Here is a 26,908-nt window from a genome sequence, read left to right as displayed (position 1 = left end):
CTTCGGCACGGAGTACGACTGGGGCTACGCCACCGAGCCCGAGCCGCAGCTGAACGGCCGCAGCTGCGCCCTTCCGCGCGGCCGGACCCCTCACGGTGAACGAGGGACGGGTGAACGGCCCCCTCGGAGCCGCCCGGGTCACGGCGGCGCAGGAGGCCCTGTACTGCGAGCGGGAAGTGGTGCTCTGCGCCGGCGTGTACAACTCACCGCAACTGCTGATGCTCTCGGGCATCGGGATCGCCGACGAGCCGGCCGCGCACGGCATCGAGCCGCGCGCTGATCTCCCGGTGGGGGAGAGCCTCCAGGACCATCTGCACCTCTCCGTCATCCATCTCACCGGCACCGGCACCGGTCCGCTGCCGGGCGCCGCGGGACCGCTCGCCCCCCGGGGACGCGGACTGCACACCTCCGACGTCGGCGGGGTCGGCGGATTCGCCCGTACGAGAGAGGGACTGGACGCACCGGACATCCAGTTCCACGCCATGCCGATGGTGCTTCCGCAGGGCCCCGGTACCACCACGCCCGCCCTCGTCAACGGCGCGGCGCTCCTCGGCACGACCAGTCGGGGCAAGGTCTCCCTGCGGTCCGCGCAGCCCGGGGCCAAGCCCCGGGTGCTCCACAACTACCTCGCCATCCCCGAGGACCGCGAGACCGCCCTGCGGGCCCTGCGCGCCGTCCTCCGCATCGCGTACCGGCCCGCCCTGCGCGTGCACCGGCGCGCCGACCACCTCGTGCCCGACTCGGACGGCGACGGCGATCTCCTGACCTTCGCCCGTCGCGAGGCGAACACGCTCTACCACCCGGTGGGGACCTGCGCGCTGGGAACGTTCGTCGACCGGGAGTTGCGCGTCCACGGCGTCAGCGGACTGCGGGTGGCCGACGCCTCAGTGATGCCCACCCTGGTCCGGGGGAACACCAACGCCGCCGCCATCATGATCGGAGAGAAGGCCGCCGACCTGATCCGGTCACAGCGTCACGACGTCACGACGTCACGGCGTAGGGCCACAGCCGGCCGCAGGACCGGGCGGCCAGCGCGGTCTCGTCCAGGTGGGGCAGCCGGGTGACCCGGCCCAGGGCGAGATGGGACGGGTCACCCGCGCTGACGGCTTCGGTACGGTCCGCCAGCCGGTCCAGGGCCGTCCGGGGGCCCGCGTCGAGGTGGGCCGGCCAGGCCCCGGCCCGCGGTGCGGCCAGTTCGACGGCGCGGCGGTGGAAGCGCTCCAGAGCGCGGCGCCCCGCTGCCGGATCACCCAGCCAGGTGTCGACCAGCCGCCGGAAGCCGATGACGGCCCGGTCGCGTCGCCGTTCGACGGCCGACGGGTCGGGGACGGCCGCCAGCTCGGCGTAGACCTCGGGGTCGGCGAGGTCCTCGTCGGGGAAGGTGAAGACGGCGTCCCCCTCCTCGACAAGGCGGCCGTTCTCCATGACGACCAGGAGTTCCAGCGGTTCGGCGCCGTTGATGAGCCGGTGCAGTGTGCCGGGGGTGAACTGCACCGGACCGCCGGGTTCCAGGGTGGTACGCGTGTAGCCGTCCATGGTGAGGAACTCGACGGCGCCCCGGCCCCGCAGGGGAAAGTACAGCTCGGCGCAGGCCAGGTGGGTGTGCGGGGTGCCGCCGCACTGGCCGTCGGGGGCGGCGGTGCGGTAGACGCGCACTTCGGAGAGGCCGATGCCCGCGGGCAGGCCGGTGGTCACGGTCATCATGGGCCTTTCACTGTGTGGTGTATCCAGCCGCTCAATCCATCCGGTGTCCGGTCTATCCGGCGGTGTCCCGTGTCCGGATCCCGTGTATGGCCTCCCGCGCCCACCGGTGGAGGAGTTCCAGGGTGTCGAGGGCCCGCTCGGGCGGACAGGGGTTCGGGCCGTGGCCGGCGAAGTGGTCCAGAGCGCGCCGGAGGTGCCGGGTCATGGTGTCGTCCTCGATGAGACACAGCGGACGGACCAGGGCGCCGTTCCGGTGGACGGCGACGGCGCCGACCGGGCGCTCGATGCCGGTCACCGGCTCGTAGAACCCCGCCACCTGCCAGAGCGCACCGTCCGTGGCTGTTCCGTCCACCCGGACGACGCGGTAGCGAGTCAGCGGATCGTCCATGGGGATGACCGGGCGGGGCGGGGCGCAGGGGGGCACGGGACAGCCGATCCTTCCCGTCATCGAGGTGTACAGCTCGATGACGGGACCGGATTCGGTTCTGTAACGGACAGAGGCACCGCCCTGCCCCCGCAGGACCCGTGCACCGTCCCCCTCCCCGCATCCGCCCGCACACGCGCCCGTGCAGGCGCACCCGCACGCATCCCCGCATTCGCACAGGGGACTCATGGAGACGTCGGCGATCCCCCGGGGGCGCCACGGCCCGATCCCCTGAGCGACCGTCACCAGGTGCGGACCCTCGTAGCCGAAGGCCCCCAGCTCCCGGTCGATCTGCCGCCCCGCCCGGACGTCCGCGCCGCGGTGCTTCGTCATCTCCACCACGGTCCTCGTGTGCCGCAGACCGAGAGCGGCGACCCGCTCCCTCACCGTGGCGGTGACGGCGGAAGAGGCGTAGTTCTCGTTGACGACGATCCTGCCCCGGTGCCGCAGCAGGAGCCGGCGCAGCCGGGCCGCGTCGGACGGTGCGCATACGGGTTTCTCCACCACGATGTCGGCCCGCGGCGCGACGGCGTGGATCCGCTCCAGCACCTCCACATGGCACCGGGTCGGTGTGCAGACATCCCAGAAGTCCGGGTCGAGCGCGTGTGCCTCGGCGTAGGCGGTGACAGGACGCAGACCGCGCGCACGGGCCGCGGCCCGGCGGTCGGGAGAGGCCTCCAGGACGGCGACGACCCGTACCCCGAGTCCGCGCAGGATCCGGCCGTGGATCCGCGCCGCCACGCCGAAACCGATCAGGGCGCAGGTCCGCGGCGCCGGCGTCATACGGGGCCTGGGTCCCCGGCGGCCCGGTGACCGGGCGCGGGCCGGTCCGCCGCCGCTCCTCCGCATCCGGATGCCTCCGCCTGCCACCGCCCGCGCATCCCGCAGTACCTCTCCACATGCTCCACGAACCGCTGCTCCCGAGCTCCCGACTCCCTTGTAGACCCGGACCGGGTGCCCCGGCCGCACCGACACCTCGTCCTCCCCCGTCCGGCCCAGCTCAACCTCCGCACGGTGACCGGGGACCCGAAAGTTCTCGGCGTCGGCACCGAGGCCCCTTACCTGACGATGCCGGACGGTTCCGGCCTCTTCATCACCCGTAACACGAACGATGACATCGTCGTCCTCCACGACGGCCCGGTCCTGCTCCAGCACGTCCGCTGGCGCTGGGAGGAACAGGACTTTCCTGCCCGGCAGAGGCCAGGACCCCGGTCGAGGTGCTGGACACGGTGGACGGGACGGCGCACCAACCCGGCCCGTGCGCCCCAAGTGGTGGACAAAGACCGGCATCCACCCGCTTCAGGTGATGGGATCGCGCAGGAACTGCCGGGCGCCGCGCAGGGTGGTGGCTTGCAGGTTCCGCTGGGTGGCCTGGCTGTCGCGGCGTACGTCGAGGGCGCCGGGGATGTTGCTGCGGGCCCGGAGTGCTGTGGGCAGACGGGTGGGGTCAAGGCCGTCGCGCCGGGCGATGAGGACGCCGAGTTCGTGGCGGCTGAGGGCGTCGGGGCCCGCGAGACGGCGGATGCCGGTCAGGTCGCCGACGGCGAGTTCGAGGAGGGCGGCGGCGAGGTCGGTGACGTGGACGGGGCAGCGGATGTCGTCGGTGAACAGGGCGCCGCCACGAGTGCCGGCGGCGAGCTGGTGGACGAGGTGTTCGTGGGCGGAGCGCCTCGCGGTCAAGATGGCCGAGGGCCTCCAGCAGCTCCGGGGTGGGAGCGGTGAGGTCGGCGGTGCGGGGCCGTGCCGGGGGCCACAGCCGGCTCGCGTGCAGGGGTGTCGTGCTCATCGCGGCGCCCCCGCGAGCACCTGTCGCAGGGCGGGGTCGTCGGAGAGTTCGTCATGCGGGTGGCGAGGCCGGCCGGGTCGCCCGGCGGGTAGGGGAGGGCGCCGCCGTGGAGGAGGCCGGGAAGGCCGGGCAGGCCGTGGGCCTGGGCTTCGACGGCGACGAGGCCGAGCTCGGGTGCGGGCGGTGAGGGCGGGCAGTTCCGGCCCGCTGCCGATGGTGAGGGTGTGGTGGGTGGTGATGTGGGCCAGGGCGTCGATCGCGGTGACCGTGGACTTGTTCGCGTCCAGGCGCCCGGCGTGCAGCAGCCGCAGCGTCCGCTCCGCCGAGCGGACGTGGGCGAGGGCGAGCCCGAAGCCGAGGTGCTGGACGTGGACGGCGTCGAAGGGCTCCCGGCCCAGGAGCCGGGACACCTCGGCGGTGAGGTCCCGGACGTAGGCGTCGAAGCCGGGCCCGTACGGCCGCTTGGTCGCGTCGAGCAGCCGGATGTCCTCGAACGGCGCCCATACGGGCGCGTCCTGCGGGGGTGGGGAGGGCGAGGAAGGTGGTGCGCTGGTGGTGGGGGGTGAGGCGACGGTAGACGTCGGCGCACCAGATGGTGGAGCCGCACGACGGCTCCAGCGGCAGGTCGATCCCGGTCAGCACACGGCACGGGCAGGGCTCATGAGGCGGGCTCCGGTCCTCTGGTGGGCGGCGAAGCCGGCGGTCAGGAGAGCGGCTGTGCCGGGCCGGCCGATCGCGCAGGCGGCGTCCACGACGGACAGGCCCGGCACCAAGCCGGCCTTCGGCCAGGTCTGGGCGTAGCGGGGGTGGCGGGAGGCCCTCGCAGCAGTGGCCCTCGGCGGCGGCGTGCGGGCGGAGCCGCCAGGCGGCGTCGGCGGCACGGTGGCGGGTGTAGGCGGCGTCGAGGGGAGTCACCACCGGATGCCCGGCCAGCCCTCCAAGCGCAGCGCATTGCCTGTGAACTGGTCACTCAACGGGGTGCTGAATGCGACACCGGAGGGAAGTACGAGGTAGTCATCCTTGCGGAACAGATCCGTCCGGAATGTCGCGGGGTTCCCGGGCACGGGCCCTGTCCGCGCCGGATGACCGGAATCACCGCACGGCGGACGCGGCCGTGGGGTCACTGCTCGCAGTTCTGCGGCGGGTTGCCCGCGCGGACCGTGCACCTGTCCGAGCCCGCCGCGCCGTCGACGGTCCCACTGTTCGTGCCGTCCACATCGATCCTGTCGTTGCCCGCACCTCCGTTGGCGGTTCCGGAGTTTCGAGAAACCGGAGAGTGTCTCCGCCCGCACCGCCGAGAACCCGGCCACTGTTGATGGGCACCCGAATGCAGTCGTCGTCACCGTCACCGCTGATGTCGCCGAATGCGTCGCCGGACTCGATGATGATGTTGTCGCTTTCGTAGAGAAGGCCACCGAGTGTGCCTCCTCCACGGACTTCGCCGGTCCCCACCGCGGTCTGCGGGGTCGAACCCACGCTGTCGTCCTTTCCGCCGTAGACCTTGATCTCTTCCTGACCGGCGCCGCCCTGGACACTGCCGCCCTGATCGACGCCGTGCCCGGCGGCACCGGTGTTCTCCTCAATGCCCCCTCCGGCCAAGGTGATCCGATCGTCCCCGGCGTCGCCGATGACCGTTCCAGTGACGGCGTCACCGCCAACGGCCATGGCATCACCACCATTGATGGTGATGGTGTCGTTCCCGTCGAGAACAGCACCCAGGAGCGGTGCCCCGCCCCGGACGGTCCCGGTGACCGCGGTCTGTCCCATCACCAGGGGAAAACGAATGGTCGCGCTCACGCGAATGTCGTCCGCTCCGGCCCTGCCGTACGCGGATCCGGCAACGGTTCCCCCGATGGTGATGGTGTCTTTGCCCGGCCCGCCGTTCACGGACCCTGCGACGCTCCCAAAGACAGTGATCGTGTCGTTGCCCCCATCGCCGTTGACGGTGGTGTCGGCGGCAATCCCCGACTCGCATCAGATGACGTCGTCGCCGGGGCCACCGGAGATCGCGATGTTCGTGACAGGTGCGTTGTTCACCGTGCAAGCGGAGGCCGCGTGCGCGGCCGGGGCGATGACGGCCAGAGTGGCTGTCATCACCCCCAGAAGCGCTCCTGCGGCGGTGACACGGATAGAGGGTCGCGGCATGGGCAAGGCTCCTTCGGCTCCTGCGGCCGGCTGCGGGCAGGGCGGGCGGCGCGGTGACGCGCAGATTCCCGGCAGTCCCACCGCGACAGCCCGGGGGGACACCTGCCCGGTGGCGCCGGGAGCCTGTGCGGGGGTGCCCGGTGGGTATGGCGGGCGCGGGCGGTGCCCACGTTCCTGTCATGCCCGCGTCCGTAGCGGCGATTCACCCCGAAGGAGTGAAACCGGGGCATTGGCCCCCATCAGCCCCTCAGGCAGGGGGATCCGGTTCTGACGGTCCGGCTCCGCCTCCGCCCCGTGCGGGCGGGTCTCAGGTGGCTGGGCCGAGGGCTTTGGCGACTCGGAGGCGGTTGTCGTGGAGGTGGTTGCCCTCTGGGCTGAACGGGGGATGTGCGGCCGGGTCGCAGTCGGCGATGAGGAGGGTGTCGTGGGCCTGGTCGTCGCCGGTGGCGGTGATGACGCTGTCGCCGTTGGGGGCCCACAGGCCGGTGTTGCCCTGGTACTGCCAGGATCCGGCGGGTGTGTGTTCCCATCCGCGCCGGTTGGCGTAGGCGACGAACAGGCGCCAGATGGAGGCCATGGCGGGGATGATGTGCCGTGTCGCGTCCTGGTAGGGGACCTGGGTGACCCCGCCGCCGGCGAGGGGGAAGTGGTGGTCGGCGGAGGTGGGTCCGACCACGATCGCGGCCCCGGCCTCGGCCAGGTACTGGTAGAGCGGCGGAAACTCGCACTCGTAGCAGTTGAGGACCCCCACCGGCATGCCGTTGAGCCCGACGACGGGCGGGAGATCCTCACCGAAGGAGTAGTTGCGGCGCTCTGCCGCCCCGTACAGATGGCTCTTGCGGTAGTTCGCCACCAGTGTCCCCGTACGGTCGATGACGGCGATGCTGTCGAAGAACCGGCCGTCGGCCCGCTCGGGGTAGGGCAGTACCACCGCCGTGCCATGGGCCCGCGCGGCCGTACAGGCGGCTGTGACGCTCCGGCCGTCGGCGGGCTCGGCGAGTTCGCGGCACTCGGCGAGCCCGAGGGCGTAGCCGGTGTTGAACTTCTCGGGGAAGACGCACAGCTGACTGCAGTACCGGGCGGCCGCTGCCACGACCTCGCCCATCCGCGTCAGATTGGCCGCCACCGCGGCCAGGGTGCCCACCGGACCCTCACCCTGATAGAGGGCGACCCTCAGGCCCGCACCCGCACCCGGCGGTTCGCGGCGGGAGAGCCGGGCCTTCACCCGCAGTGGCACAGGCATCGCGTCCAACTCTCTCGCACCGGAAACGGCCCGGGGCCCCTGGCCCGCGACCCACGCTAACTCCGGAGCAGGACCGACGCACACCCTGTCCGGCATCGGTGTCGGCACCGGCCCGCCGGTGACGGGAAGGCGCTCGGCCCGAGTGGGAGGTGCTGCGCCTCCGGGCGCGGGAGAACGGCTATCTGGTGAACAACCGGGGCCGCGTTCCGGCCTGCATCCCGCGGGCGTACGAACAGGCCGCCCAGGACAAGGACAGCCGCCCACCTGGCACGGCCCGCCCGGTGCAGGGCCGGGGTCCGCCTGATCAGACCAATCCCCAGCGGCCTGCCCTCAAGGGGAGGTGTCGCCGTCATGGTCAGCGCCCCGGGGCTTCCCTTCCGGTTGCCGCCCTGGCCGGGAGAGGCCGTCCTGCCCGGGGCTCGCGGCGGTGTCAGTCCTCTTCCGAGGGTCGGATGATCCGGGTCTCCACATGCCGGTGGGCCAGTTGCTGGTTGTACCAGCACTCCTGCTCGGCGTCGCGGAAGCGGATCTCGCTCCAGCGGGAGCCCTGGTAGCCGGGTGCGGAGCGCCAGTGGCCGGCGAGAAGGCAGAGGGTGTTCCAGTCCTCCCGGCGGCGCTCCAGCCGCTCCTGTGCCCGTACCCGGCGTTCCTCCTCGCTGGGCTCCGGAAGCGGCGGGAGCGGCGGTACACCGATGGGGGCACGGGCACGGCCGGGCGTTCCACCGGTGATGGCCCGTTCCAGGGTGAGGACCAGGGTGGCCACCGCTTCCCCAAGTGCGGAGGCGGTGATGCTCTCCTCGCCGCCTGGCGGGTGGGCGGCTGCCGCCCGTTCGAGCCGGGGGAGCAGCCAGTCGCCGATCTCCCACACCATGGCGGTCGTCAGCTCATCGGCGTACCGCGGACCGCTCGCCTCCGCGTTGCCACTGCCGGCCATCTTGCCCCCTCCGGTCCGGACTTGCACGGCAGGCACCCCTGGCCACCAGCCGGAGTTCAGAATCCCAGCAAGGATACGCCGAGTTAAGACGGTGCAGTGGCCGTGGAGCTCTTCGAGGACGATGGACTGCATCCGTACGGAGAGGAGACGTCCCGGGCACTTGCACGGGTTCCGGCCGGTGTTGACCATGCTGAACGAGTTGATCTCGTAGTGGTTGCGGGAGAGCAGCGAGGAGAGGGTCTCGCGGCCGGGCTCTCCGTCGACCCCACCTCGGCGACCTCATCCCCGGCAGTGAACCGGCCGGCCCCGAGCTCCGCCAGTGCACCCACGACGTCGAGCACGTCCGATCCTGTACGACGGGGACGGCGTTGAAGACCGTGGTCGTCGTCGCCTCATCGAGATCCGGCCCTGCCCGCCAGAGCGGTGACCGGTCGCCTCATGGCCCGTGCTCTGGCTCGCGTTGTGCTGAGGCCCGTGCACGACCGCTCGCCAGGACGCGGGGTGTCGGGTCCGCCATGATCACGGCGGACCCGACACCCTGACCGTCGCAGCCGATACCGCCGGTTCGGCCCCCAGCGGCCCGCCGGCACGTCGGGCATCACCTCACCACGACGCTGTCCCCGGCCGACGTCGACGGCCCGGTGGTGGAATTGCCGTGGTACACCCAGCGCCACGTACCCGTCTTGGAGGCCTTCACCGTCGTCCTGAGACCACCCGAGCCGTTCGCCTGCACCTTCTTCACTGTGGTGTACGAGGCGGCACCGGCAGGCTTGAACTGAAGGCTCACCGTGCGGCCTCCGTAGGAGCCGTACTTCCTTGTCTCCCAGTTGGCCCGTGTGACCTTGCCGGTCACGGTGATGGTCCTGCCCTCGGACACCGGTTCGGGCGAGGCGTTGACGGTCAGGCGGGAGTCGCGCTTGACGTAGACCGTCAGACCCTTGGCGTCGGTGTCACCGCCGCCGCCCGTGAAGTGCACCTCGGCCGCGACCTTCCAGGCCCCGGCCTCACTGTTGCGCATGCTCCACACGCTCGGGTCGAAGAACATCGTCTCGTTGAAATCGCAGACGTCCCGGCCCGCCGCGATGCAGTCGCTCGTCTCGATGGCGTGCCACAGCTGATCCCGCGTTCCATCGCGGTACAGGAACACCGCCGGAAACTTCCACTGGTGAGTGGTCGCCATCCGGAAGGAGGCGGGCACCGCGACCTCCTTCGACGCCCCGATCACGATCGGCTTGCCGCCGTTCACCTGGACACGGCTGAACGAGACCCCGCCCTCGGCCGCCCCTGCCGGCACCGCGGCCACAGCCGTGAACACCGCCGCCGCACCACCGGCCACGACGACTCTCCAGACCTGCTTCCCCACCTGATCCCCGATCTCTGCACGAAAGGCACCGAAGGCTCATTCCTCCAACGCGCTTACAGACAGACGGCATCCGCACAAGGTTGTACACCCGCGAATCACCATGGAGAAAAACCTGGCGCGCATTCTCGTCGGCTGCGAACACGGCCCCGCACCCCCGTAGCCGAACGACAGGCTGGGCGGCCCCGGGACGGCCTCCGCCCCGAAACCCAGCCGCCGCCTGTCTCTACGCGCGCTTGAGCGCCATGCGCGCCTCCACCACCGCCGCGCCCCGCTTCAGGGTCTGCCGGTACGGATGTGTCGAGACCATGGCCGACAGCTTCACCAGCTGCGCGCGCAGCCGCGCCGTCTCGGTCTTCTGGTGGTCGGTGCAGCCGGGGGGATGCGCTGCTCGCGGCGATCCTGGCGCGAGTGTCGAAGGTGAACGTGCTGTTCGGTGCGCTGCATGGGCGGACCGGCTGCGGCAGGGGGGAGGAGCAACTGGCGGCGCTGGAGGAACCTGTGGGGAGAGGACGAGGTCAAGGAGTGGGGCCGGTACCGGGAGTCGGTGACCGCCCGCGGGGTGCTGGTGGCGGTGCCGGACCCGGGCCACGGGCATCCACTCGCACAGGGTCATGCTCGGGTGCTCACGGGCGTGGCTCGGAGGCTTCGATGTACGGGGCGGCGTCGCTTGGGGGTGCGGAAGGGCGCGGATCGCCGCACCCCGGGCGGGGATGCTCGCGGCGCTCAACAGCCGGGGCCGCCAGGTGGGTTCATGCGACAGGTGCGTGCCGAGCCGCCGCGGTCTCGTATGCCCGGTCTGCCGGTGCGTTCGGGCTCCCTGCATCGCGCTGGGAGATGTCGTGCAGGTCGATGCGGACGGTCATCATTTCGGTGGTTCCCATGACGCGTACGACGACGGCGTTGAGGGCGCGCAGGGGGTGGAAGCGGCCGAGTTGTCGTTGCCGTGCGTAGGGGTCGTCGTCGGCGAGCAGGTGGGCTGTGCCGTTTCTCCAGACGAAGTGCCAGCCCTGGCGGAGTCTGACGCGGACTTGCGGATTCTTCTGGATGTTGCGTACGTATCCGGCTCGTCGGCCGTGCTCGGCGATGACCCAGAAGGTGTCTCCCCGCCGCCCGTTGCCGACGGGGGTCGTGCGGCGCCGGCCGCTGACGCGTCCGCGGGTTTCCAGCAGGGCGTAGCCCAGCGGCATCAGCCCGATGCGCAGCAGCAGGCGGATGGGCGGGTTGATGAGGTATCGCTGTACCGGGGTGACCAGGGCGCGCTTGAACCGCGCGCTGGCCAGCGTCAGAGCGATATTGGCCGCGAGGACGGCGGTGAGGACGGCGGGCAGTACGGCGCCACGCGGTGCGGTGGGGTCGATGAGCCACCAGATCCATACCAGGCCGACCGCGATCGCGGTGGCGGTGAGCAGTCCGAATGCTCTCTGCGGATGGAATCGATTACGTCCCATACAGTCGTATTGTAGTCGTTATGAGTGAATTGCGTCAGGTGGAGCTCGTCGATGCCCTGCTGCGTATCGCCGCCGATCGCGGGCTCGACCGGGTCAGTGTGCGGGAGGTCGCCTCCGCCGCGGGGGTGTCCATCGGAGCGGTGCAGTACTACTTCTCGACCAAGGACGAGATGCTCGCTTTTGCCTTCCGGCAGGTGGTGGACCGCACGCGCGCCCGTGTCTCCGGCCTGGAGCCCGTCGCAGGGCCCCGGCAGACGCTGGCCGCCGCCCTGCGGCAGCTGCTGCCGCTGGATGCGCGGCGCCTCGCGGAATGCCGCGTCTATCTCGCCTTCGCGGCCCGCGCCACCACCTCGCCCACGCTGGCCGCCATCCAGAACGCGACCCTGGCGGCCATCCACGAAGAGCTGCGGCAGACACTCGCCTCCCTCCCCGCCCCACCCTCCGGTCACCCCGTCCTCCACCCGGCCCGGGACGCCCGGCTGCTGCTCGCCCTGGTCGACGGCCTCATGTTCGACGCGGTCACCGCCCCCACCGCGCTGCCCCCGGTGATCGCGGCCAAAACCCTGGACCTCTACCTGGAGCGGCTCCTGCCGGGCAGTCACTGACCGCATCCGCTTCCGGCCCAACCTGGACGACACGGACGGTCACAGCGCGGGGCAGGGGGCCGGGCGCCCCCCAGGGGGCGTGTCAGTGCCCGTTGGGAATCTCCCGCCGAGCGTCGGATGGAACCCTCACGGCCGGTCTACCGGCACATTCGCTCCTGAGCCGTTTCTCCGGCAGAGGGTCGGCGGGTTGCGGGTGATCACACGAGCTGCCATGGCGCCTCAGTTTCAAGAAGGGCGGCGCGCATCAGGACAGGTCACCAAGGCCGTGGCCAAGGCCAATGCTGCCAGTACCTCTGGTCACTCCTGCACTCGCCAGAGCTGGCCCCGACAAGAAGAGTTCCGCGTCGCTTGCAGCATCTTCCTCGCCCTCTTGGCTGGGTTCTCCCTCGGGTGAGCCTGCGGGTCATCAGGGCGGCCTCGGCACGGCTGTCGAGGGCGGAGGTCGGTTCGTCCAGGACTAGGTCGGTTCGGCCGGGACTGGGTCGGTTCCCTCGAATCACCCGGCTGACCAGATGAAAATGGCGGCGACGTGGAGTCCGGCGAGGTAGACGGTGGCGGTCCTGTCGTAGCGGGTGGCCGGGCCGCGCCACTGCTGGAGCTTGTTGCTGCACCGCTCGACGGTACTGCGCTGCTTGTAAGCCTCGCGGTCGAAAGCCGGCGGGCGGCCGCTGGATCGGCCTCGCTTTTGACGGGCCCGGCGGCGTGCTGGTGGGCGCGGACGATCGTGGAGTCGGCCGCGACGATCCAGTCGAGATCGCCTTCGGCGTCGGTGCCTGGGCGAGCAGGGGTGGTGAAGGCCTTCTCGCAGGTGCCGTCGGCAGCCCATTTCCGCGGCCGGTTGTGGGCACCCTTCCCCGGGCCGCCGTGCTCAGGCAGGGCCGTCCACGGTGTGCCGGTGCGGTATCTGAACGCGATCGCGTCGATCATCTGCCGGTGGTCACGCCACCGTCCACCCCTCCGAGGTGTCCGGTCCGGCAGCAACGACTCGATCCTCGCCCACTGGGCATCAGTCAACGACACACATCGACCAAGGATCAGATGATCCAAGGGAAACGTCCTAAGCGCATCCGCGCCCCGGACGCTCGGCCCCGCGACGCGGAGGGCCCGCGCGTGACCTGGGCTCGCCCCTGCCGTGGCTCCGCCGCACCCGTACGCCCGGCCCGGTGCCCGTACCGCCCGGCCCGGTGCCCGGTGGCGGGATCCGGCGCCGACGCGTACCCCCGTACCGCGTCGACGCCGGCGCTCTCCCCGGGGGCGGACACCGTCCGGTCGTGGCGCGGCCGCCCCCGGCCCCGGCGCCCGGGATCCCTCCCCGGCGCTGGGGTCTGTCCCTGATTCCACACCCCCGGTGATTGTGCGGACAGCTGATTTCGTGCTGGTCGCACAATGCCGGGGCCGGTTCGATGGGCGGATGTGCCGGACACCGCGCCCGGCGAGATGCGCGGTCCGATGGAAACGGGGTGGGACGGGATGGCGGGGCGTCGGGAACGGCCGCTGGATCCGGAGGCGGGCCCGCTGGAGCGGCTCGCCCACGGGCTGCGGGAGTTGCGGGCATCGGCAGGAGGTCCGACGTACCGGGCCATGGCCGCGCGGGCGGGCTACTCGGTGAGCACGCTCGCCGCGGCGGCGCGGGGGGACGAGCTGCCGTCCCTCCCGGTGACCCTCGCCTATGTCACGCTCTGCGGAGGTGATCCGGAGGAGTGGGAGGCACGGTGGCACGAGACGGCCCACGCCCTGGAGGAACAGACCACGGGGTCCGCGGTCCGGGACGACGACGGCACGGACCCCCCGTACCGAGGGCTCGCGCGCTATGAGCCGGGCGACCGTGAACTCTTCTTCGGCCGCGACCACCTGCTCACCCGACTGATCGAGCTGGTCCGAGGCCACCGGGTGGTGATCGTCGCCGGGGCCTCCGGCAGCGGCAAGTCATCACTCCTGCGGGCCGGCCTGATCCCCGCCCTCCGCCACCCGTCGAACGCACCGGTGAGGTGTGCGGGGATCCGGGTGCTGACCCCCGGCGCGCGCCCCGCCGCCACCCACACACCGGTCCTCACCGCCTTCCCGCAGCCGCCGGAGGCTGCCGGAGGCGACCGAGGGGAGACCCCCGAAGTAACGGACGGGGACCGTGCCCGGAAGGACACGGTCCTGGTGGTGGACCAGTTCGAGGAACTCTTCACCCTCTGCCAGGAGCAGACCGAGCGGGCCCGCTTTCTCGAACTGCTGCTCGCCGCCCGTACCCCGGACAGCGGTCTGCGGGTCGTGATCGCCGTGCGGGCCGACTTCTACGCGCACTGCACCGAGCACCCCGGCCTGGTCGAGGTCCTGCGCACCGCGCATCTCGCCCTGGGCCCGATGACCCCGGCCGAACTGCGCCAGGCCGTCGTCGGCCCCGCCCGCGCCGCCGGACTCATCGTGGAGCGCGAACTCACCGCGAGGATCGTCGCGGAGACAGCCGTTGAACCCGGCGGCCTCCCCCTGATGTCCCACGCCCTCCTGGAGGTCTGGCGCCGGCGCCGCGGCCGGACCCTCACCCTCGCCGCGTACGAGAGCATCGGCGGGATCCACGGAGCCGTCGCCGACACCGCGGAGCACACCTACGGCCGGCTCACCCCCACCCAGGCGGCCCACGCCCGTCGTCTTCTGCTCCGCCTCATCACCCCGGGTCAGGGCACTCCCGACACCCGCCGCCCCACCCCCCGCGCCGAACTCGAAGCCGACACCCCCGACGAGACCGCGAAGGTCCTCGAAAACCTCACCCGCGCCCGCCTTGTCACCCTCGACGGCGACACCGCCGATCTGGCCCATGAAGCCCTCATCACCGCCTGGCCCCGCCTGGCCACCTGGATCCAGGACGACCGCCACCGCCTGCGCGTCCACCGCAGACTCACCCGCGACGCCCAGAACTGGCAGGACCTCGGCCAGGACACCGGAGCCCTCTACCGCGGCATCCGCCTGGCCGAAGCCCGGGAGGCCTTCCCCACCACCGATCACCCCTCCGACCTCACCGCCCTCGAGCACACCTTCCTCACCGCCAGCCGGAACCACCGCCTGACCACCATCCGCCGCGCCCGGCTCCTCAACTCGGTCCTCGCCTGCGTGCTCGTCCTGGCGCTGCTCACCGCCGGGATCGCCCTGTGGCAGAGACAGAACGCCCGTACCGCGGAACAGCGGGCCCTCACCGCACAGCGGACGGCCGAGTCCCGGCAGGCCGCCGCACATTCGGCGGCGCTGTTCCCCAAGGATCCCGACCTCGCCTCGCTGCTGGCGGTCCACGCCTACCGGACCAGCCCCACGACCGAGGCGATCGTCAGCCTGAACAAGGCCGCTGACCGCCCTCTGATCAGAAGCTCCACCGGCCATTCCAGGGAGGTGTGGGAGGCCACGTTCAGCCGGGACGGACGGCGCCTGGTAACCGTTGACGCGACCGGTGGAACGCTGCTGTGGGACACAGCGTCGGGCAGGAACCGCAGGGTCGTCGGGAACGACGCGGGGACCATGGCCGGGCTCAGCCCGGATGGCCGGACCCTCGCGAGTCTCAGTCGCCATGGGACGTTGCGTCTGAGGGATGTCGAATCGAACAGAGTTCGCACGATCCGCACCGACCACCGCGAACTGACACGATTGCTGCTCTTCAGCCCGGACGGCCGGACTCTGGCCACGGGCGACCTGGGCGGCACGGTGCGATTGTGGGACGCGGGTACGGGAAAGCTCCGCGCCGACCTCACCACCCGCGATGAGGAGCGTTCCGGAGGGTCGGGTGAAGCGTTCACCCCGGACGGACGGTTCTTCGCGACCGCTGCCCCTGGTGAAGGGAAGGTGCGGTTGTGGGATGTGCGTACGGGGAGGCTCGGCGTCGAACTGGCCGGTCACCGGGACGGGGTGGCGAAGGTGGAGTTCAGTCCTGATGGCCGGACCGTGGCGGTGGCGGGTTTCGACGGGAGCGTCCGGCTGACGGACATCGCGTCGGACCGAACCCTCGTGCTTCCCGTCGGCAGGAGCGAAGGGGCGAGGGCACATGGATTCAGCCCGGACGGACGGCTCTTCGCGACCGCTGCCCCTGGTGAAGGGAAGGTGCGGTTGTGGAATGTGCGTACGGGGAGGCTCCGTGTCGAACTGGCCGGTCACCGGGACGGGGTGGCGAAGGTGGAGTTCAGTCCTGATGGCCGGACCGTGGCGATGGCGGGTTTCGACGGGAGGATCCAGCTGTCGGACCTCCCGTCGGGCCGATCCCTCGTGGTCCTCACCGGTCACACGGGCATGGTGCACACCATGAAGTTCAGCCGGAACGGCCGAACGCTGATGAGCGTCGGATCCGAGGGAACGGTGCGCTGGTGGCAGGCGAGAACGGGCCGTGGCGACATGACCCTCACCGGCCATGGGAAGCCCGTCTCGGCCGTGGCGTTCAGTCCGGACGGCGGCACTCTCGCGAGCGTCGGCGGCGACAGGACCGTACGGCTGTGGGACACCGGCACGGGCGGAGCCCGGGCAGCGCTCACCGGAGACCCGGACGGCACCCACACCGTGGCATTCAGTCCGGACGGCCGCACCCTCGCCACGGGCGGGAACGACCGGCGGGTGCGGTTGTGGGACGTGGGCACGGGGAAGGTACGTGCGACCCTCACCGGCCACACCCAGCCGGTGATGAAGATCGCGTTCAGTCCGGACGGCCGGACCCTCGCGAGCGCGGGCGATGACGGAACGGTCCGGCTGTGGGCCGCGGACACGGGCAGAGCCCGGACCCTCCCGAAGAGCGGCGCCCAGTCCATGATGGCCGTCGCCTTCAGCCCGGACGGCCGCACCCTCGCCACCGGGGGCGACGACCGGAAGGTCAGACTCTGGAACGTGAGCACCGGAAGGATCCGGGCCGTCCTCAGCGCCCACTCCGAGACGGTCATGGACGTCACGTTCAGCCCGGACGGCCGGACCCTCGCGAGCGCGAGCCTCGACGACAAGGTGCGGCTCTGGGACGCGACGACGGGGGACATCGAGGCCACCCTTCCCGGCGGTAACGGGGATGTCGTCTTCAGCCCGGACGGCCGTACCCTCGCGACGGCCGGCGCGGACTGGGAGATCCAGCTCTGGGATGTGGCCACCCGCACCGTCCGGACCACCCTCCCGCCCCACACCGACGAGGTCTTCTCCGTGGCCTTCAGCCCCGACGGCCGGACTCTCGCCATGGGCAGCGACGACAAGAAGGTGAGGCTGCGCAGGATCGCCATGACCAAGCCGGCCGACGCCCTGCACAAGATCTGCCGGGCCTTCCAGCGGAACCTCACCGCCGACGAACGCGCACAGTACCTGCCCGGCCACGACTCCACCCCCACGTGCCCCTGAGCCGGAACGCGCACTCTGCCGGCACCGGCACCGGCGACCTGCGCCACGACGGCCCGACCCCACCCGCCCAAGCCGCCGTCCCGGATCCGGCCCAAGGGCTCGGTGCGCCGCTGGAGCGGCCTTACGAGGGCTGCGGCTACGGTTCACGCATCGGCATGGTGATTCGGTGAGGCACCGGCGCGTGTGAGGAAGGCACATGCACTACGGTGGCCTCGGCGCTGACGCCGCAGCATATTCATCGCCCGAAAGGTATGGAGGAGGACGCATGCGGTCGGTCATTCCCGACTATCTGGCCGAGGCCCTCGGAGGCGTCGAGTCGGACACTTCTGGACAGCTGGCGGACTACATCCCTGAGCTTGCGGCAGCGGACCCCGATCGCCTCGGCGCGGTCTTTGCCACCGTAGACGGCGAGGTCTACGGTGCCGGCGACATCGATACCGAGTTTACGATCCAATCGATCTCCAAGCCGTTCGCGTACGCGCTGGCACTGGCTGATCGTGGCTTCGACCCGGTGCTCGCCAAAGTCGGTGTCGAGCCATCAGGAGAGGCGTTCAACCAGATCTCTCTCGAAAGCGATACTGGGCGCCCTTTCAATCCCATGATCAACGCCGGTGCGATCACCGCCCACTCGCTGGCAGGTGCGGAGGGCATGAATCCGCCGGAGCGCGTGGAGCGCGTGGTCCGCGGCCTTTCGGCGTTTGCCGGTCGCAGGCTGAGGATTGATGAGGCGGTGTGCGTGTCGGAGATGGAGCACGCGCACCGCAACCTCGCCATCGCGTACATGCTCCGCAGCTACGGCATTCTCACCGAGGACCCCAGGGCCATCGTCGAGGGCTACACCCGCCAGTGCTCTGTGCTCGTCACCGCGCGGGATCTGGCCATGATGGCCGCGACGTTGGCCAATCGCGGCGTAAATCCTCTCTCAGGTGAGCGGGTGATTCGCGAACCGGTGGTGCGTCAGGTGCTGAGCGTCATGTCCACCTGCGGAATGTATGACGCGGCCGGTGACTGGGCGACCCAGGTCGGCATTCCGGCGAAGAGTGGCGTGGCCGGGGGCCTGATCGGTGCGCTCCCCGGCCAGATCGGCATCGCCACCTTCTCACCACGACTGGACGCCCACGGGAACAGCGTTCGCGGAGTGTCGCTATTCGAACGGTTCTCCTCCGATATGGGCCTGCATGTGATGGAGGTCCCAGCCGCTGCGCGTGCCATCGTGCGGTCCAACCACGTCGTCGGCGGCGACGGACCGAATGCGGTCCGGGTCCTCCAACTGCAAGGTGGGATTGGTTTCGCCGGAGCCGAGAGAGTTGTCCGGGAAGCTGTGAACACTGCTCCCGAAGAAGTCAGGGTAGCTTTGGACCTCACCATGGTCTATTTGATCGATGACGTGGCGCGGCGCATGTTGCTGGAGGTCGTGCGTCGACTCACACTGGACGGTCACGAGGTTTACCTCGTCGACCCGGAAGCGATCATGCCCGATCCCCATCCCGGCGATGGTGGCCGAGTCACCGTCGTCCGAGATATCGAACAAGTCGTGGCTTCACCGCACTAAGGTGGCCCAGCGCGGGAGCCCCTCCAGCGAAGAGCGGGAATTGACGCGTGAACGGCGAGTCTTTCGCCTGCGCTCGTGCACCAGAGAGCGTCACCGCCCACCCCGCCCCGGCGTCCGGTCCGGCGGCAGTGGACTCGATCCGCGCCCACTGCGCGTCAGTCGACGACACACACCAACCAGCGATCCGATGATCGGAAAGAACCGGCCTAACCGGCTACTGGCCCGGAAATACCCCGGAACGGCTGGTCAGAGGTGGGATCCAGGTGGGAGAAATCGGGGGCAACATCGGATTTCGACTTACCGCACAGAAGTGCGCCACGAAGGGCGCCTGACAGGGAAACTCCCTGCTCAGGCGCCCTTTTCCCTGCCTAGAAGAAGCCCAGCTTCTTCGGCGAATACGACACGAGCAAGTTTTTCGTCTGCTGATAGTGGTCCAGCATCATCCGGTGGGTCTCCCGCCCGATGCCCGACTGCTTGTAGCCGCCGAAGGCCGCGTGCGCGGGGTACGCGTGGTAGCAGTTGGTCCAGACCCGCCCGGCCTGGATCGCACGGCCCGCGCGGTAGGCGGTGGAGATGTCACGCGTCCAGACGCCGGCGCCCAGGCCGTAGAGGGAGTCGTTCGCCGTCTTGATGGCGTCGTCGAAGTCGGAGAAGGAGGTCACCGCGACGACCGGTCCGAAGATCTCCTCCTGGAAGACGCGCATGCGGTTGTCGCCCTCGAAGATGGTCGGCTGGACGTAGTAGCCGCCCGCCAGTTCGCCGCCGTGCTCGACGCGCTCACCACCCGTGAGGATCTTGGCGCCCTCCTGACGCCCGATGTCCAGATAGGAGAGGATCTTCTGGAGCTGGTCGTTGGAGGCCTGGGCGCCGATCATCGTGTCGGTGTCGAGGGGATGTCCGGGGACGATCCGCTCGGTACGGGCGATGCCCGCCTCCAGGAACTCGCGGTAGTGGCCGCTCTGGATCAGTGCCCGTGAGGGACAGGTGCACACCTCGCCCTGGTTGAGGGCGAACATGGTGAAGCCTTCGAGCGCCTTGTCCCGCAGGTCGTCGTCGGCGGCCCAGATGTCGTCGAAGAAGATGTTCGGCGACTTGCCGCCCAGCTCCAGGGTGACCGGTTTGATGTTCTCGGAGGCGTACTGCATGATCAGCCGCCCGGTGGTGGTCTCGCCGGTGAAGGCGATCTTCGCCACCCGGGGGCTGGAGGCCAGCGGCTTGCCCGCCTCCACGCCGAAGCCGTTGACGATGTTGAGGACACCGTCGGGGAGGAGATCGGCGACCAGGCCCAGCCAGAGGTGGATCGAGGCCGGGGTCTGCTCGGCGGGCTTGAGGACCACGGCATTGCCCGCCGCCAGCGCCGGGGCGAGCTTCCAGGTGGCCATCAGGATGGGGAAGTTCCACGGGATGATCTGGGCGACCACTCCCAGTGGCTCATGGAAGTGATAGGCGACGGTGTCGTCGTCCAGTTCGCTCAGGGTGCCCTCCTGGGCCCGGAGCGCGCCCGCGAAGTAGCGGAAGTGGTCGATCGCCAGGGGGATGTCGGCCGCCAGGGTCTCCCGTACCGGCTTGCCGTTCTCCCAGCTCTCCGCGACCGCCAGCTCCTGGAGGTGCTGTTCCATCCGGTCGGCGATGCGCAGCAGGACGTTCGCGCGCTCCCCGGGCGCCGTGCGGCCCCATGCCGGGGCCGCCGCGTGGGCCGCGTCCAGGGCGCGTTCCACGTCCTCGGCGGTGCCCCGGGCGATCTCGGTGAACGGCCGGCCGTTGACCGGACTCGGGTTCTCGAAGTACCGGCCCTGGGCCGGGGGAACGTACGCCCCGCCGATCCAGTGGTCGTAACGGGGCTGGTACGAGACGATCGCGCCCTCACTGCCGGGGCTTGCGAAGCGGGTCATGTACGGGGCCTCCCGGAGACGGAACCGTGCGCCGTCCGCCATTGGACGGCGCTCACGGCGAGGCTAGGAGCCGTTACGTTGCAAGCGGGTTGCGAGGGGGCCGCGCCCCCCGTACGGCCCGCTTCGTATGTATCAGCGGTCCCGCGCGGCCCGCAGGACCCGTCCGTCCTTCCGGGGCCTGCGGGGTGCTGCGGGGTTCTGCCGGGCACGTCGGTCCTGCCGGGTACGTCGGTCCTGCCGGTTCCGGCGGTCAGGCATCCGTGCGGATCAGATCGGCGCACTTCTCACCGATCATCATCGTGGTGATGCAGGGATTGACCGTGGTCAGTACCGGCATCACGGACGCGTCCGCGACCCGCAGCCCCCGGACGCCCTTTACCCGCAGCCGGGGGTCGAGCGGTGCGTGCCGGTCGTCCACCGCGCCCATCCGTACGGTGCCCGCCGGGTGGTAGACCGTGTTGTGGGTCTGCCGGACATACGCGACCAGCTCGTCGTCCGTGACGGTCGAGGGCCCGGGGGCCAGCTCCCGGCCCGCCCAGCCCGCCATCGGCGACCGCGCCACGATCTCCCGGGCGAGCCGCAGCCCCCGGGTCATCACCCGGATGTCGTGGTCATGGGTGAAGTACCGGGGGTCCACCCTCGGTTTGTCGCGGAAGTCCCGGGTGCGCAGCCGTACCGTGCCCAGGGAGCGGGACCGGGTGACATTCGGGGTGAGACAGAAGGCGTTCTCCGCGGTGGGATAGCCCCGGCGGTAGGTGTTCAGGTCGAAGGGGACCGAGCCGTAGTGGAACATCAGATCGGGCCGGTCCAGGCCCGGTTCCGTATCGGCGAAGATCCCTATCTCCCACCACTGGGTCGATGTGGTCACCATCGGCCGGCGGGCCTCCCACATGATCACCCCCTCGGGGTGGTCCTGGAGCCGGGAACCGACCCCGGGGGAGTCCACCCGGGGTTCTATCCCGACCGCCCGCAGATGCTCCGCCGGGCCGATGCCCGACAGCATCAGCAGCTTCGGAGAGTCGATCGCCCCACAGCAGACGATCACTTCCCGGCGGGCCCGTACCTCCTCGTGGCCCCGGGCGTCCGGGCGCAGGAAGGAGACGCCCGTACACCGTCCCGAGGCATCGAGGAGCAGCTTCCGGGCCTGGACACCGGTACGGATGTCGAGACCGGGCCGGCCGAGGGCCGGATGGAGGTACGCCACCGAGGAGGAGGCCCGGGTGCCGTCCGGGCGGGCGTTGATCTGGAACCAGTCGGCGCCCCGGACCACCGTGCTCCCGGTATTGAACGGTGTCGTCGGAATGCCCGCTTCCGCGCAGGCCGCCAGCAGCGCCCGGCCACAGGGGTCGGCCGGGGGGACGGTACGGATGGTCACCGGACCGGAGCGGCCGTGGTGGTCACCCGGGGCGTCGTTGCTCTCCAGCCGCCGGAAGAGCGGGAAGCAGTCACGGGCGCTCCACCCCTCGGCCCCCAGCGACGCCCACTCGTCCAGATCCTCCGCGGGGGCCCAGAAGGCGATACAGGAGTTGTGCGAGGAGCAGCCGCCCAGCACCTTCGCCCGCGCATGGCGCAGATAGCCGTTCCCCTGGGGCTGTGGCTCCACCGGGTAGTCCCAGTCGTACCCCGACTCCAGCAGGGTCATCCAGCGGTCCAGCCGCAGGATGTTCTCGTCGCCCGCGTCGGACGGGCCCGCCTCCAGGACACAGACCCGGACCCGGGGGTCCTCCGAGAGCCGCGCGGCGACGACGGCACCGGCCGTGCCACCACCGACCACCACATAGTCGTACTCGGGAACGGAGTCGTTCGGCAGGGGCATGGTGCGACCTCCGGGGGCGTACGGGTGGGATCAGCGTGGTGCGGCGGGCGGCTGCTGCGGGGCGCGGTGCTCCTCCCGTACACCCGTACGGTGACGCTGGACGAACCAGTAGTAGGCGAAGCCGCCCAGGGCCACCGCCCCCACGAACAGGAAGGCGCCCCAGCGCAGATACCAGTGCTGCGGGCCGGTGGCGTTGTAGACCTCGGCGCGCGGCCAGGCGAGGTTCAGTGCCATCGCCGCCCCCCATACCACCGCGACGATGTTGACGGGAAGCCCCCAGCGGCCCAGGGAGAAGGACCCCGGGGCGGGCTGCGGGCCGTCCTGACCGTTCCGGCGGTCCCGGAGGCGCTGCATCAGCTGAGGGGCGGTGACCAGCAGATACGCCAGATAGATCATGATGATGGCGATACTGGTGAGCACCGAGAAGATCTGGGGCTGCCCGACATTGAGCACCAGGACGGCCACCCCCACCACCCCGATCGCCACCGCCGGGACGACCGGTGTCCCGAAGCGGGGGCTGATGTGTGAGAGCACCCGTCCGGCCGGCAGATTGTTGTCCCGGGCCATCGCGAACATCAGCCGGATGCCCGCCGCCTGTACGGCCAGTACACAGACCGTGATCGCGATCACCACGCACCACAGCACCGCCTCGCCCGCCGTCGGACCGAGGACCGTGAGGACCACGTACTGGAGCCCCTGGGCGGAGAGTTCGTCCGCCGCGAGATCCGGCACCGCCATCAGGGCGAGCAGCAGGATCGAGCCACCGAGGACAAAGGTGGCGACCAGTGCGCGCAGAATGGCCCGGGGCGCGTTACGGCTGGGATCGCGGGACTCCTCGCCCAGCGAGGAGGCGGTGTCGAAGCCGTACATGACATACGCGGAGGCGAGTGACGCCGTCAGAAAGGCACCGAACCAGCCGAGTGTCCCGCCGTCGCCGAGGCCATGGGTCTCGGTGAGCACGGCCCCGGGGCCCCGGGTGACCTCGGTGGCGAGCAGCACGATCAGCACCACCGCGGCGATCAGTTCGATGAAGACGCCCGCCGAGTTGATCCGGGCCATCAGCCGGACCCCGAAGGCGTTCACCAGGGTGGCGAAGACGATCAGCGCGGAACCGAGCAGGACCGCGTTGACGGCGGTGTCCTCCACGATCAGAAACCGCTGGTCGATCATCGGCAGGGTCAGCTGATAGGCGAGGGCGACGGCGGCGAGGGTGACCATGGTCGCCGTCAGCATCATCCATCCGCCCAGCCAGCCGATATGGGGACCGCCCAGGGCCTTCGCCCAGTTGTAGACGGAACCGGCCACCGGATAGCGGGACGCCAGCTCGCAGAAGCAGAGGGCGACCGCCAGCTGACCCAGGAAGACCAGCGGCCAGGACCACCAGTAGGCGGGGCCGCCGAAGGCCACCCCGAAGTAGAAGAGCTGGAAGGTGCCGGTGAGAACGGAGAGATAGCTGATCCCGGCGGCGAAGGTGTGGAAGCCACCCAGGGTGCGGCGCAGCCCGGAGGAGCGGTAACCCAGCAGGGCGAGGGCGGCGTTGTCGTCCTCGGCGGTTGTCCCGTCCCGGTCGCGGTCCTTGCGCGGGCTCATGAGAACCACCCCCCGGGGCGCGGTGTGAGACGGTGCCAGATGTGCTTGGTCTCCTGGTACTCCGCCAGCCCTGAGGGGCCGAGCTCCCTGCCCACTCCGGACTGTTTCATCCCACCCCACTCGGCCTGCGGCACATAGGGGTGGAAGTCATTGATCCAGACCGTTCCGGCGCGCACCCGGGAGGCCACCCGCCGGGCCCGCTCTCCGTCGCCGGTCCAGACCGCCCCCGCGAGGCCGTACTCCGTGTCATTGGCGAGGGCGACCGCCTCCTCCTCGGTGGTGAACCGCTCGACGGTCAGCACCGGCCCGAACGACTCCTCCCGTACCACCGACATCGCGGCCGTACAAGCGTCGAGCACGGTCGGTGGATAGAAGTGGCCGTCCCGCAGGGCGGGGTCGTCGGGCCGGTGTCCGCCGCAGCGCAGCCGGGCGCCCTCGGCGATCCCGGCGGCCACATACCGTTCCACCTTCTCCCGGTGGGCCGCCGATATCAGCGGTCCGGTACGGGCGTCCGGGTCGAAGGGGCCGCCCATCCGGATCCGCCGCGCCCCGGCCACCACCGCCTCCGTGAACCGCTGGTGCAGCCGGTCCTGGACGAGCAGCCGGGTCCCGGCGGAGCAGACCTGGCCGGAGTGGAGGAAGGCGGCGGTGAGGGCGTGGTCGACCGCGGCGTCGAAGTCGGCGTCCGCGAAGACGATGTTGGGGTTCTTGCCGCCCAGCTCCAGGGCGACCTTCTTGACGGTCGGGGCCGCCGCGGCCATCACCCGACGGCCGGTGGCGAGTCCGCCGGTGAAGGACACCAGGTCGACCCGGGGGTCCTCGGTGAGCGGGGCACCCGTCCCGGGTCCGCTGCCCAGGACCAGATTGGCCGCCCCGTCCGGCAACCCGGCCTCCGCCAGCAGTCTCATCAGCCCGATGGCGGTGTGCGGGGTCAGCTCGCTCGGCTTGAGGACGAAGGTGCTCCCGGCGGCCAGCGCCGGAGCGACCTTCCAAGCGGTCTGGAGCAGCGGATAGTTCCACGGGGTGATCAGGGCGCAGACCCCGACCGGCTCCCTCACCACCCGGCTGTCCACCTCCGCCGTCCCGGTGTCCACCACCCGGCCGCCGTCGCCCGAGGCGACGAGCGTGCCGAACCAGCGGAAGCAGGCGGCGATGTCATCGAGGTCGTACTCGCTCTCCACCAGCCGTTTGCCCGTGTCCAGGGACTCGGCGCGGGCGAGGGCGGCCCGGTCGCGTTCCAGCAGCCGGGCCACCCGCAGCAGCAGCCGGCCCCGCTCGGCGGCCGGGGTCCGTGGCCAGGGGCCCCGGTCGAAGGCGTCGCGGGCGGCACCGACGGCCGCTGCGACATCCTCGGGGCCCGCCTCGTCCACGGTGCCGACAGGAGTGCCGTCCGCCGGGCAGCGGATCTCCCGGGTCCGTCCGCCGTGCGCGCCGGTCCAGGTACCGCCGATGAACAGATCCGGCATCGGTGCTCCTCCGGTCGGGGGACAGCCAAGCACCCGGCTCGTACCCTGGCGGGGCCGCCCTACTCCCCCCGGCCCGTGCGGAAGCCGTCATGGCCGGTCCGGTCCGCCCACGGGAGACACGCCGGGCACCGGTGGTCGGCGTCCCGGCCGCCCGCTCGGGATCTGCCGTCCGTACGGGGCCGGTTGTCCGTGCGGGACCGACCGTGGTGCGGGACCGGCTGTGGTGCGGAGTGCGGGCCGGATCGCGCCGACCGTCCGGGCTGTTCGGGCCGTTCGGGTTTTCCGAGGGGGACCGAGTGGGTACGGGTGCGCCCGCTGCCGACCCCCGGGGTCAGGCCCGGCGCAGCCCGCCGTCCAGCTCCCGGACCCGGGCCAGCGCGGAGGGCCGCTGGGGCGCGGGAAGCGCGGACGCGAGGGCCCGCCAGACCGGGAGGTCCTCCTCGCCCCAGGGGCTGTACGCCCACTCCCGCAACAACCCCGGGTCCCCACGGGCGATCAGGGCCGCCCGCAACTGGTCCGCGAGCCGCCGCCGCAGCCGTACCACCGCGGGGGCCCGGGACGCGGGCAGCAACGGCCCGGTGTAGGCGCCGACCGCCGCCGTCAGCGCGCCCGACGCCAGCCGTCTGCCGACCGCGCCGAAGTCGGTCTCGACCCGCTGGGTGAGCCGGTACGGCCGGGAACGGAGGGTGTCGGGGCCGAGAAGGGCCCGTAGCCGGTGGAGTTCGGCCCGCAGGGTGACCGGGGTGACCGACTCGTTCTCGTACAGCTCCACCAGGAGTTCGTCCCCGCCGATTCCCTCGGGGCGGTGGGCCAGCAGAACCAGGATCTCGCTGTGCCGGCGGCTCAGCCGGACGACCCGCCCACCGGTGCTGAGCAGGGCTTCGTCCCGGCCGAGGGCGCGCAGCCGGACGCTCCCCGGGTCCGGCGGTGGCGCCAGCAGGGCGAGTTGGGACTCGGCGGCCCGCGCCACCGCCGCGACAAAGGCCAGACTGTGCGGATGCGCCAGCCGGTCCCCGCCGGTGATGTCGACCGCGCCGAGGAGCCGGCCGCTGGCGGGATCGTGGATGGGGGCCGCCGCGCAGGTCCAGGGGTGGACCGGACGGCGGAAGTGTTCGGCGGCGAAGACCTGTACCGGGCGGTCGACGGCGAGCGCGGTCCCGGGGGCGTTGGTCCCGGCGGTGGACTCGGCCCAGCGGGCACCGGGGACGAAGTTCATCAGATCGGCCCTGCGCCGGGTGGCCGCCGGACCCTCCACCCACAGCAGTCGCCCATGGGCGTCGCAGACGGCCACCAGATGGTCGCCATCCCGTGCGTAACCACCGGTCAGTTCGCGGATCAGCGGCATCGCCCGGCCCAGCGGATGCTCCTCGCGGCAGGCCAGGAGGGCGTCGTCGTCCAGGTCGACGCCGACGATCCCCTCGGGGCTCACCCGGGCGCGCGCGGAGCGGCGCCAGGACTCGGCCACCACGGGGCGCACGGGATGCTCGACGCGGCCCGCGGTCCGGTAGATGTCATACGCCCGGCGCAGTTCGGCGCCGCGCACGGCCGGGTCCGCGCCGGGCTCCAGAGCCACCCATGTGTCGCTCACAGCGGGAGCCTTACCCGG

General features: G+C 71.1%; 19 protein-coding genes and 2 pseudogenes. 5 read left to right on the top strand and 16 right to left on the bottom strand.

Annotated features, from left to right (window positions below):
- Nucleotides 1-110: 110 nt before the first annotated feature.
- The gene (locus ABT354_RS13280) at nt 111-1,064 is read left to right on the top strand and encodes a GMC family oxidoreductase (RefSeq protein WP_351492821.1); all 954 of its coding nucleotides are present in this window, start codon (nt 111-113) and stop codon (nt 1,062-1,064) included.
- Here ABT354_RS13280 and ABT354_RS13275 read toward each other — a convergent pair.
- The 6 genes from ABT354_RS13275 to ABT354_RS13250 all read right to left on the bottom strand — a co-directional run bounded on the left by ABT354_RS13275 (nt 982) and on the right by ABT354_RS13250 (nt 7,302).
- Nucleotides 982-1,704, bottom strand: coding sequence for a cupin domain-containing protein (locus ABT354_RS13275; RefSeq protein ID WP_351492819.1), 723 nt, complete (start codon nt 1,702-1,704; stop codon nt 982-984). The genes ABT354_RS13280 and ABT354_RS13275 overlap by 83 nt on opposite strands.
- A gap of 52 nt (nt 1,705-1,756) precedes the next feature.
- Nucleotides 1,757-2,911 (bottom strand): Gfo/Idh/MocA family oxidoreductase, encoded by a 1,155-nt coding sequence (locus tag ABT354_RS13270; protein ID WP_351492817.1) that lies wholly within the window; start codon nt 2,909-2,911, stop codon nt 1,757-1,759.
- Between the two features lie 516 nt (nt 2,912-3,427).
- Nucleotides 3,428-3,808, bottom strand: a complete 381-nt coding sequence (locus ABT354_RS13265) for a sugar nucleotide-binding protein (RefSeq protein WP_502983405.1) — start codon at nt 3,806-3,808, stop codon at nt 3,428-3,430.
- Between the two features lie 102 nt (nt 3,809-3,910).
- On the bottom strand, nt 3,911-4,324 hold the full coding sequence (locus ABT354_RS13260) for a hypothetical protein (RefSeq protein WP_351492814.1): 414 nt from the start codon (nt 4,322-4,324) through the stop codon (nt 3,911-3,913).
- Nucleotides 4,325-5,006: 682 nt separating this feature from the next.
- Nucleotides 5,007-5,801 carry a hypothetical protein gene (locus ABT354_RS13255; RefSeq protein ID WP_351492812.1) on the bottom strand — a complete coding sequence of 265 codons (795 nt, stop codon included), beginning with the start codon at nt 5,799-5,801 and terminating at the stop codon, nt 5,007-5,009.
- A 565-nt stretch (nt 5,802-6,366) separates the two neighbouring features.
- The gene (locus ABT354_RS13250) at nt 6,367-7,302 is read right to left on the bottom strand and encodes a nitrilase-related carbon-nitrogen hydrolase (RefSeq protein ID WP_351492809.1); all 936 of its coding nucleotides are present in this window, start codon (nt 7,300-7,302) and stop codon (nt 6,367-6,369) included.
- Nucleotides 7,303-7,451: 149 nt separating this feature from the next.
- Here ABT354_RS13250 and ABT354_RS38055 point away from each other — a divergent pair.
- Nucleotides 7,452-7,532, top strand: a pseudogene (locus tag ABT354_RS38055) (Lsr2 family DNA-binding protein); the annotation flags it as partial.
- Between the two features lie 200 nt (nt 7,533-7,732).
- Here ABT354_RS38055 and ABT354_RS13245 read toward each other — a convergent pair.
- The 4 genes from ABT354_RS13245 to ABT354_RS13235 all read right to left on the bottom strand — a co-directional run bounded on the left by ABT354_RS13245 (nt 7,733) and on the right by ABT354_RS13235 (nt 11,047).
- Nucleotides 7,733-8,236 carry a hypothetical protein gene (locus ABT354_RS13245; protein WP_351492806.1) on the bottom strand — a complete coding sequence of 168 codons (504 nt, stop codon included), beginning with the start codon at nt 8,234-8,236 and terminating at the stop codon, nt 7,733-7,735.
- 598 nt (nt 8,237-8,834) lie between these two features.
- Nucleotides 8,835-9,599, bottom strand: coding sequence for a hypothetical protein (locus ABT354_RS13240; protein WP_351492803.1), 765 nt, complete (start codon nt 9,597-9,599; stop codon nt 8,835-8,837).
- A gap of 223 nt (nt 9,600-9,822) precedes the next feature.
- The gene (locus ABT354_RS38050; protein WP_502983408.1) at nt 9,823-10,194 is read right to left on the bottom strand and encodes a DUF8825 domain-containing protein; all 372 of its coding nucleotides are present in this window, start codon (nt 10,192-10,194) and stop codon (nt 9,823-9,825) included.
- A 154-nt stretch (nt 10,195-10,348) separates the two neighbouring features.
- Nucleotides 10,349-11,047 carry a nitroreductase/quinone reductase family protein gene (locus ABT354_RS13235; RefSeq protein ID WP_502983404.1) on the bottom strand — a complete coding sequence of 233 codons (699 nt, stop codon included), beginning with the start codon at nt 11,045-11,047 and terminating at the stop codon, nt 10,349-10,351.
- Between the two features lie 20 nt (nt 11,048-11,067).
- Between ABT354_RS13235 and ABT354_RS13230 the strand changes: the two genes are divergently transcribed.
- Entirely contained in the window at nt 11,068-11,652 is a 585-nt protein-coding gene (locus ABT354_RS13230) for a TetR/AcrR family transcriptional regulator (RefSeq protein ID WP_351492801.1), read from the top strand.
- 496 nt (nt 11,653-12,148) lie between these two features.
- Here the strand turns inward: ABT354_RS13230 and ABT354_RS13225 are convergent.
- Nucleotides 12,149-12,672 (bottom strand): annotated as a pseudogene (locus ABT354_RS13225) (transposase).
- A gap of 450 nt (nt 12,673-13,122) precedes the next feature.
- On the opposite strand from ABT354_RS13225, the gene ABT354_RS13220 reads away from it, so the two are divergent.
- On the top strand, nt 13,123-16,986 hold the full coding sequence (locus tag ABT354_RS13220) for an nSTAND1 domain-containing NTPase (protein WP_351492799.1): 3,864 nt from the start codon (nt 13,123-13,125) through the stop codon (nt 16,984-16,986).
- A 265-nt stretch (nt 16,987-17,251) separates the two neighbouring features.
- Nucleotides 17,252-18,538 carry a glutaminase gene (locus ABT354_RS13215; RefSeq protein WP_351492797.1) on the top strand — a complete coding sequence of 429 codons (1,287 nt, stop codon included), beginning with the start codon at nt 17,252-17,254 and terminating at the stop codon, nt 18,536-18,538.
- A gap of 368 nt (nt 18,539-18,906) precedes the next feature.
- Here ABT354_RS13215 and exaC read toward each other — a convergent pair whose 3' ends face one another.
- The 5 genes from exaC to ABT354_RS13190 all read right to left on the bottom strand — a co-directional run bounded on the left by exaC (nt 18,907) and on the right by ABT354_RS13190 (nt 26,890).
- Nucleotides 18,907-20,430 carry an acetaldehyde dehydrogenase ExaC gene (gene exaC, locus ABT354_RS13210; RefSeq protein ID WP_351492795.1) on the bottom strand — a complete coding sequence of 508 codons (1,524 nt, stop codon included), beginning with the start codon at nt 20,428-20,430 and terminating at the stop codon, nt 18,907-18,909.
- 250 nt (nt 20,431-20,680) lie between these two features.
- Nucleotides 20,681-22,246 carry a GMC family oxidoreductase gene (locus ABT354_RS13205; protein WP_351492793.1) on the bottom strand — a complete coding sequence of 522 codons (1,566 nt, stop codon included), beginning with the start codon at nt 22,244-22,246 and terminating at the stop codon, nt 20,681-20,683.
- Between the two features lie 30 nt (nt 22,247-22,276).
- On the bottom strand, nt 22,277-23,836 hold the full coding sequence (locus ABT354_RS13200; RefSeq protein WP_351492791.1) for an APC family permease: 1,560 nt from the start codon (nt 23,834-23,836) through the stop codon (nt 22,277-22,279).
- A complete protein-coding gene (locus tag ABT354_RS13195) occupies nt 23,833-25,302 on the bottom strand; it encodes an aldehyde dehydrogenase family protein (protein ID WP_351492787.1) in 1,470 nt (489 codons plus the stop codon). The genes ABT354_RS13200 and ABT354_RS13195 overlap by 4 nt, the downstream gene beginning before the upstream one ends.
- 331 nt (nt 25,303-25,633) lie before the next feature.
- Complete coding sequence (locus ABT354_RS13190) at nt 25,634-26,890, bottom strand: GAF domain-containing protein (protein ID WP_351492785.1); 1,257 nt, start codon at nt 26,888-26,890, stop codon at nt 25,634-25,636.
- Nucleotides 26,891-26,908: the final 18 nt, after the last annotated feature.

It is taken from the genome of Streptomyces sp. NPDC000594 (genome assembly GCF_040299965.1).
GTDB lineage: Bacteria > Actinomycetota > Actinomycetes > Streptomycetales > Streptomycetaceae > Streptomyces.
This window is presented reverse-complemented; position numbering and strand designations above follow the sequence as displayed.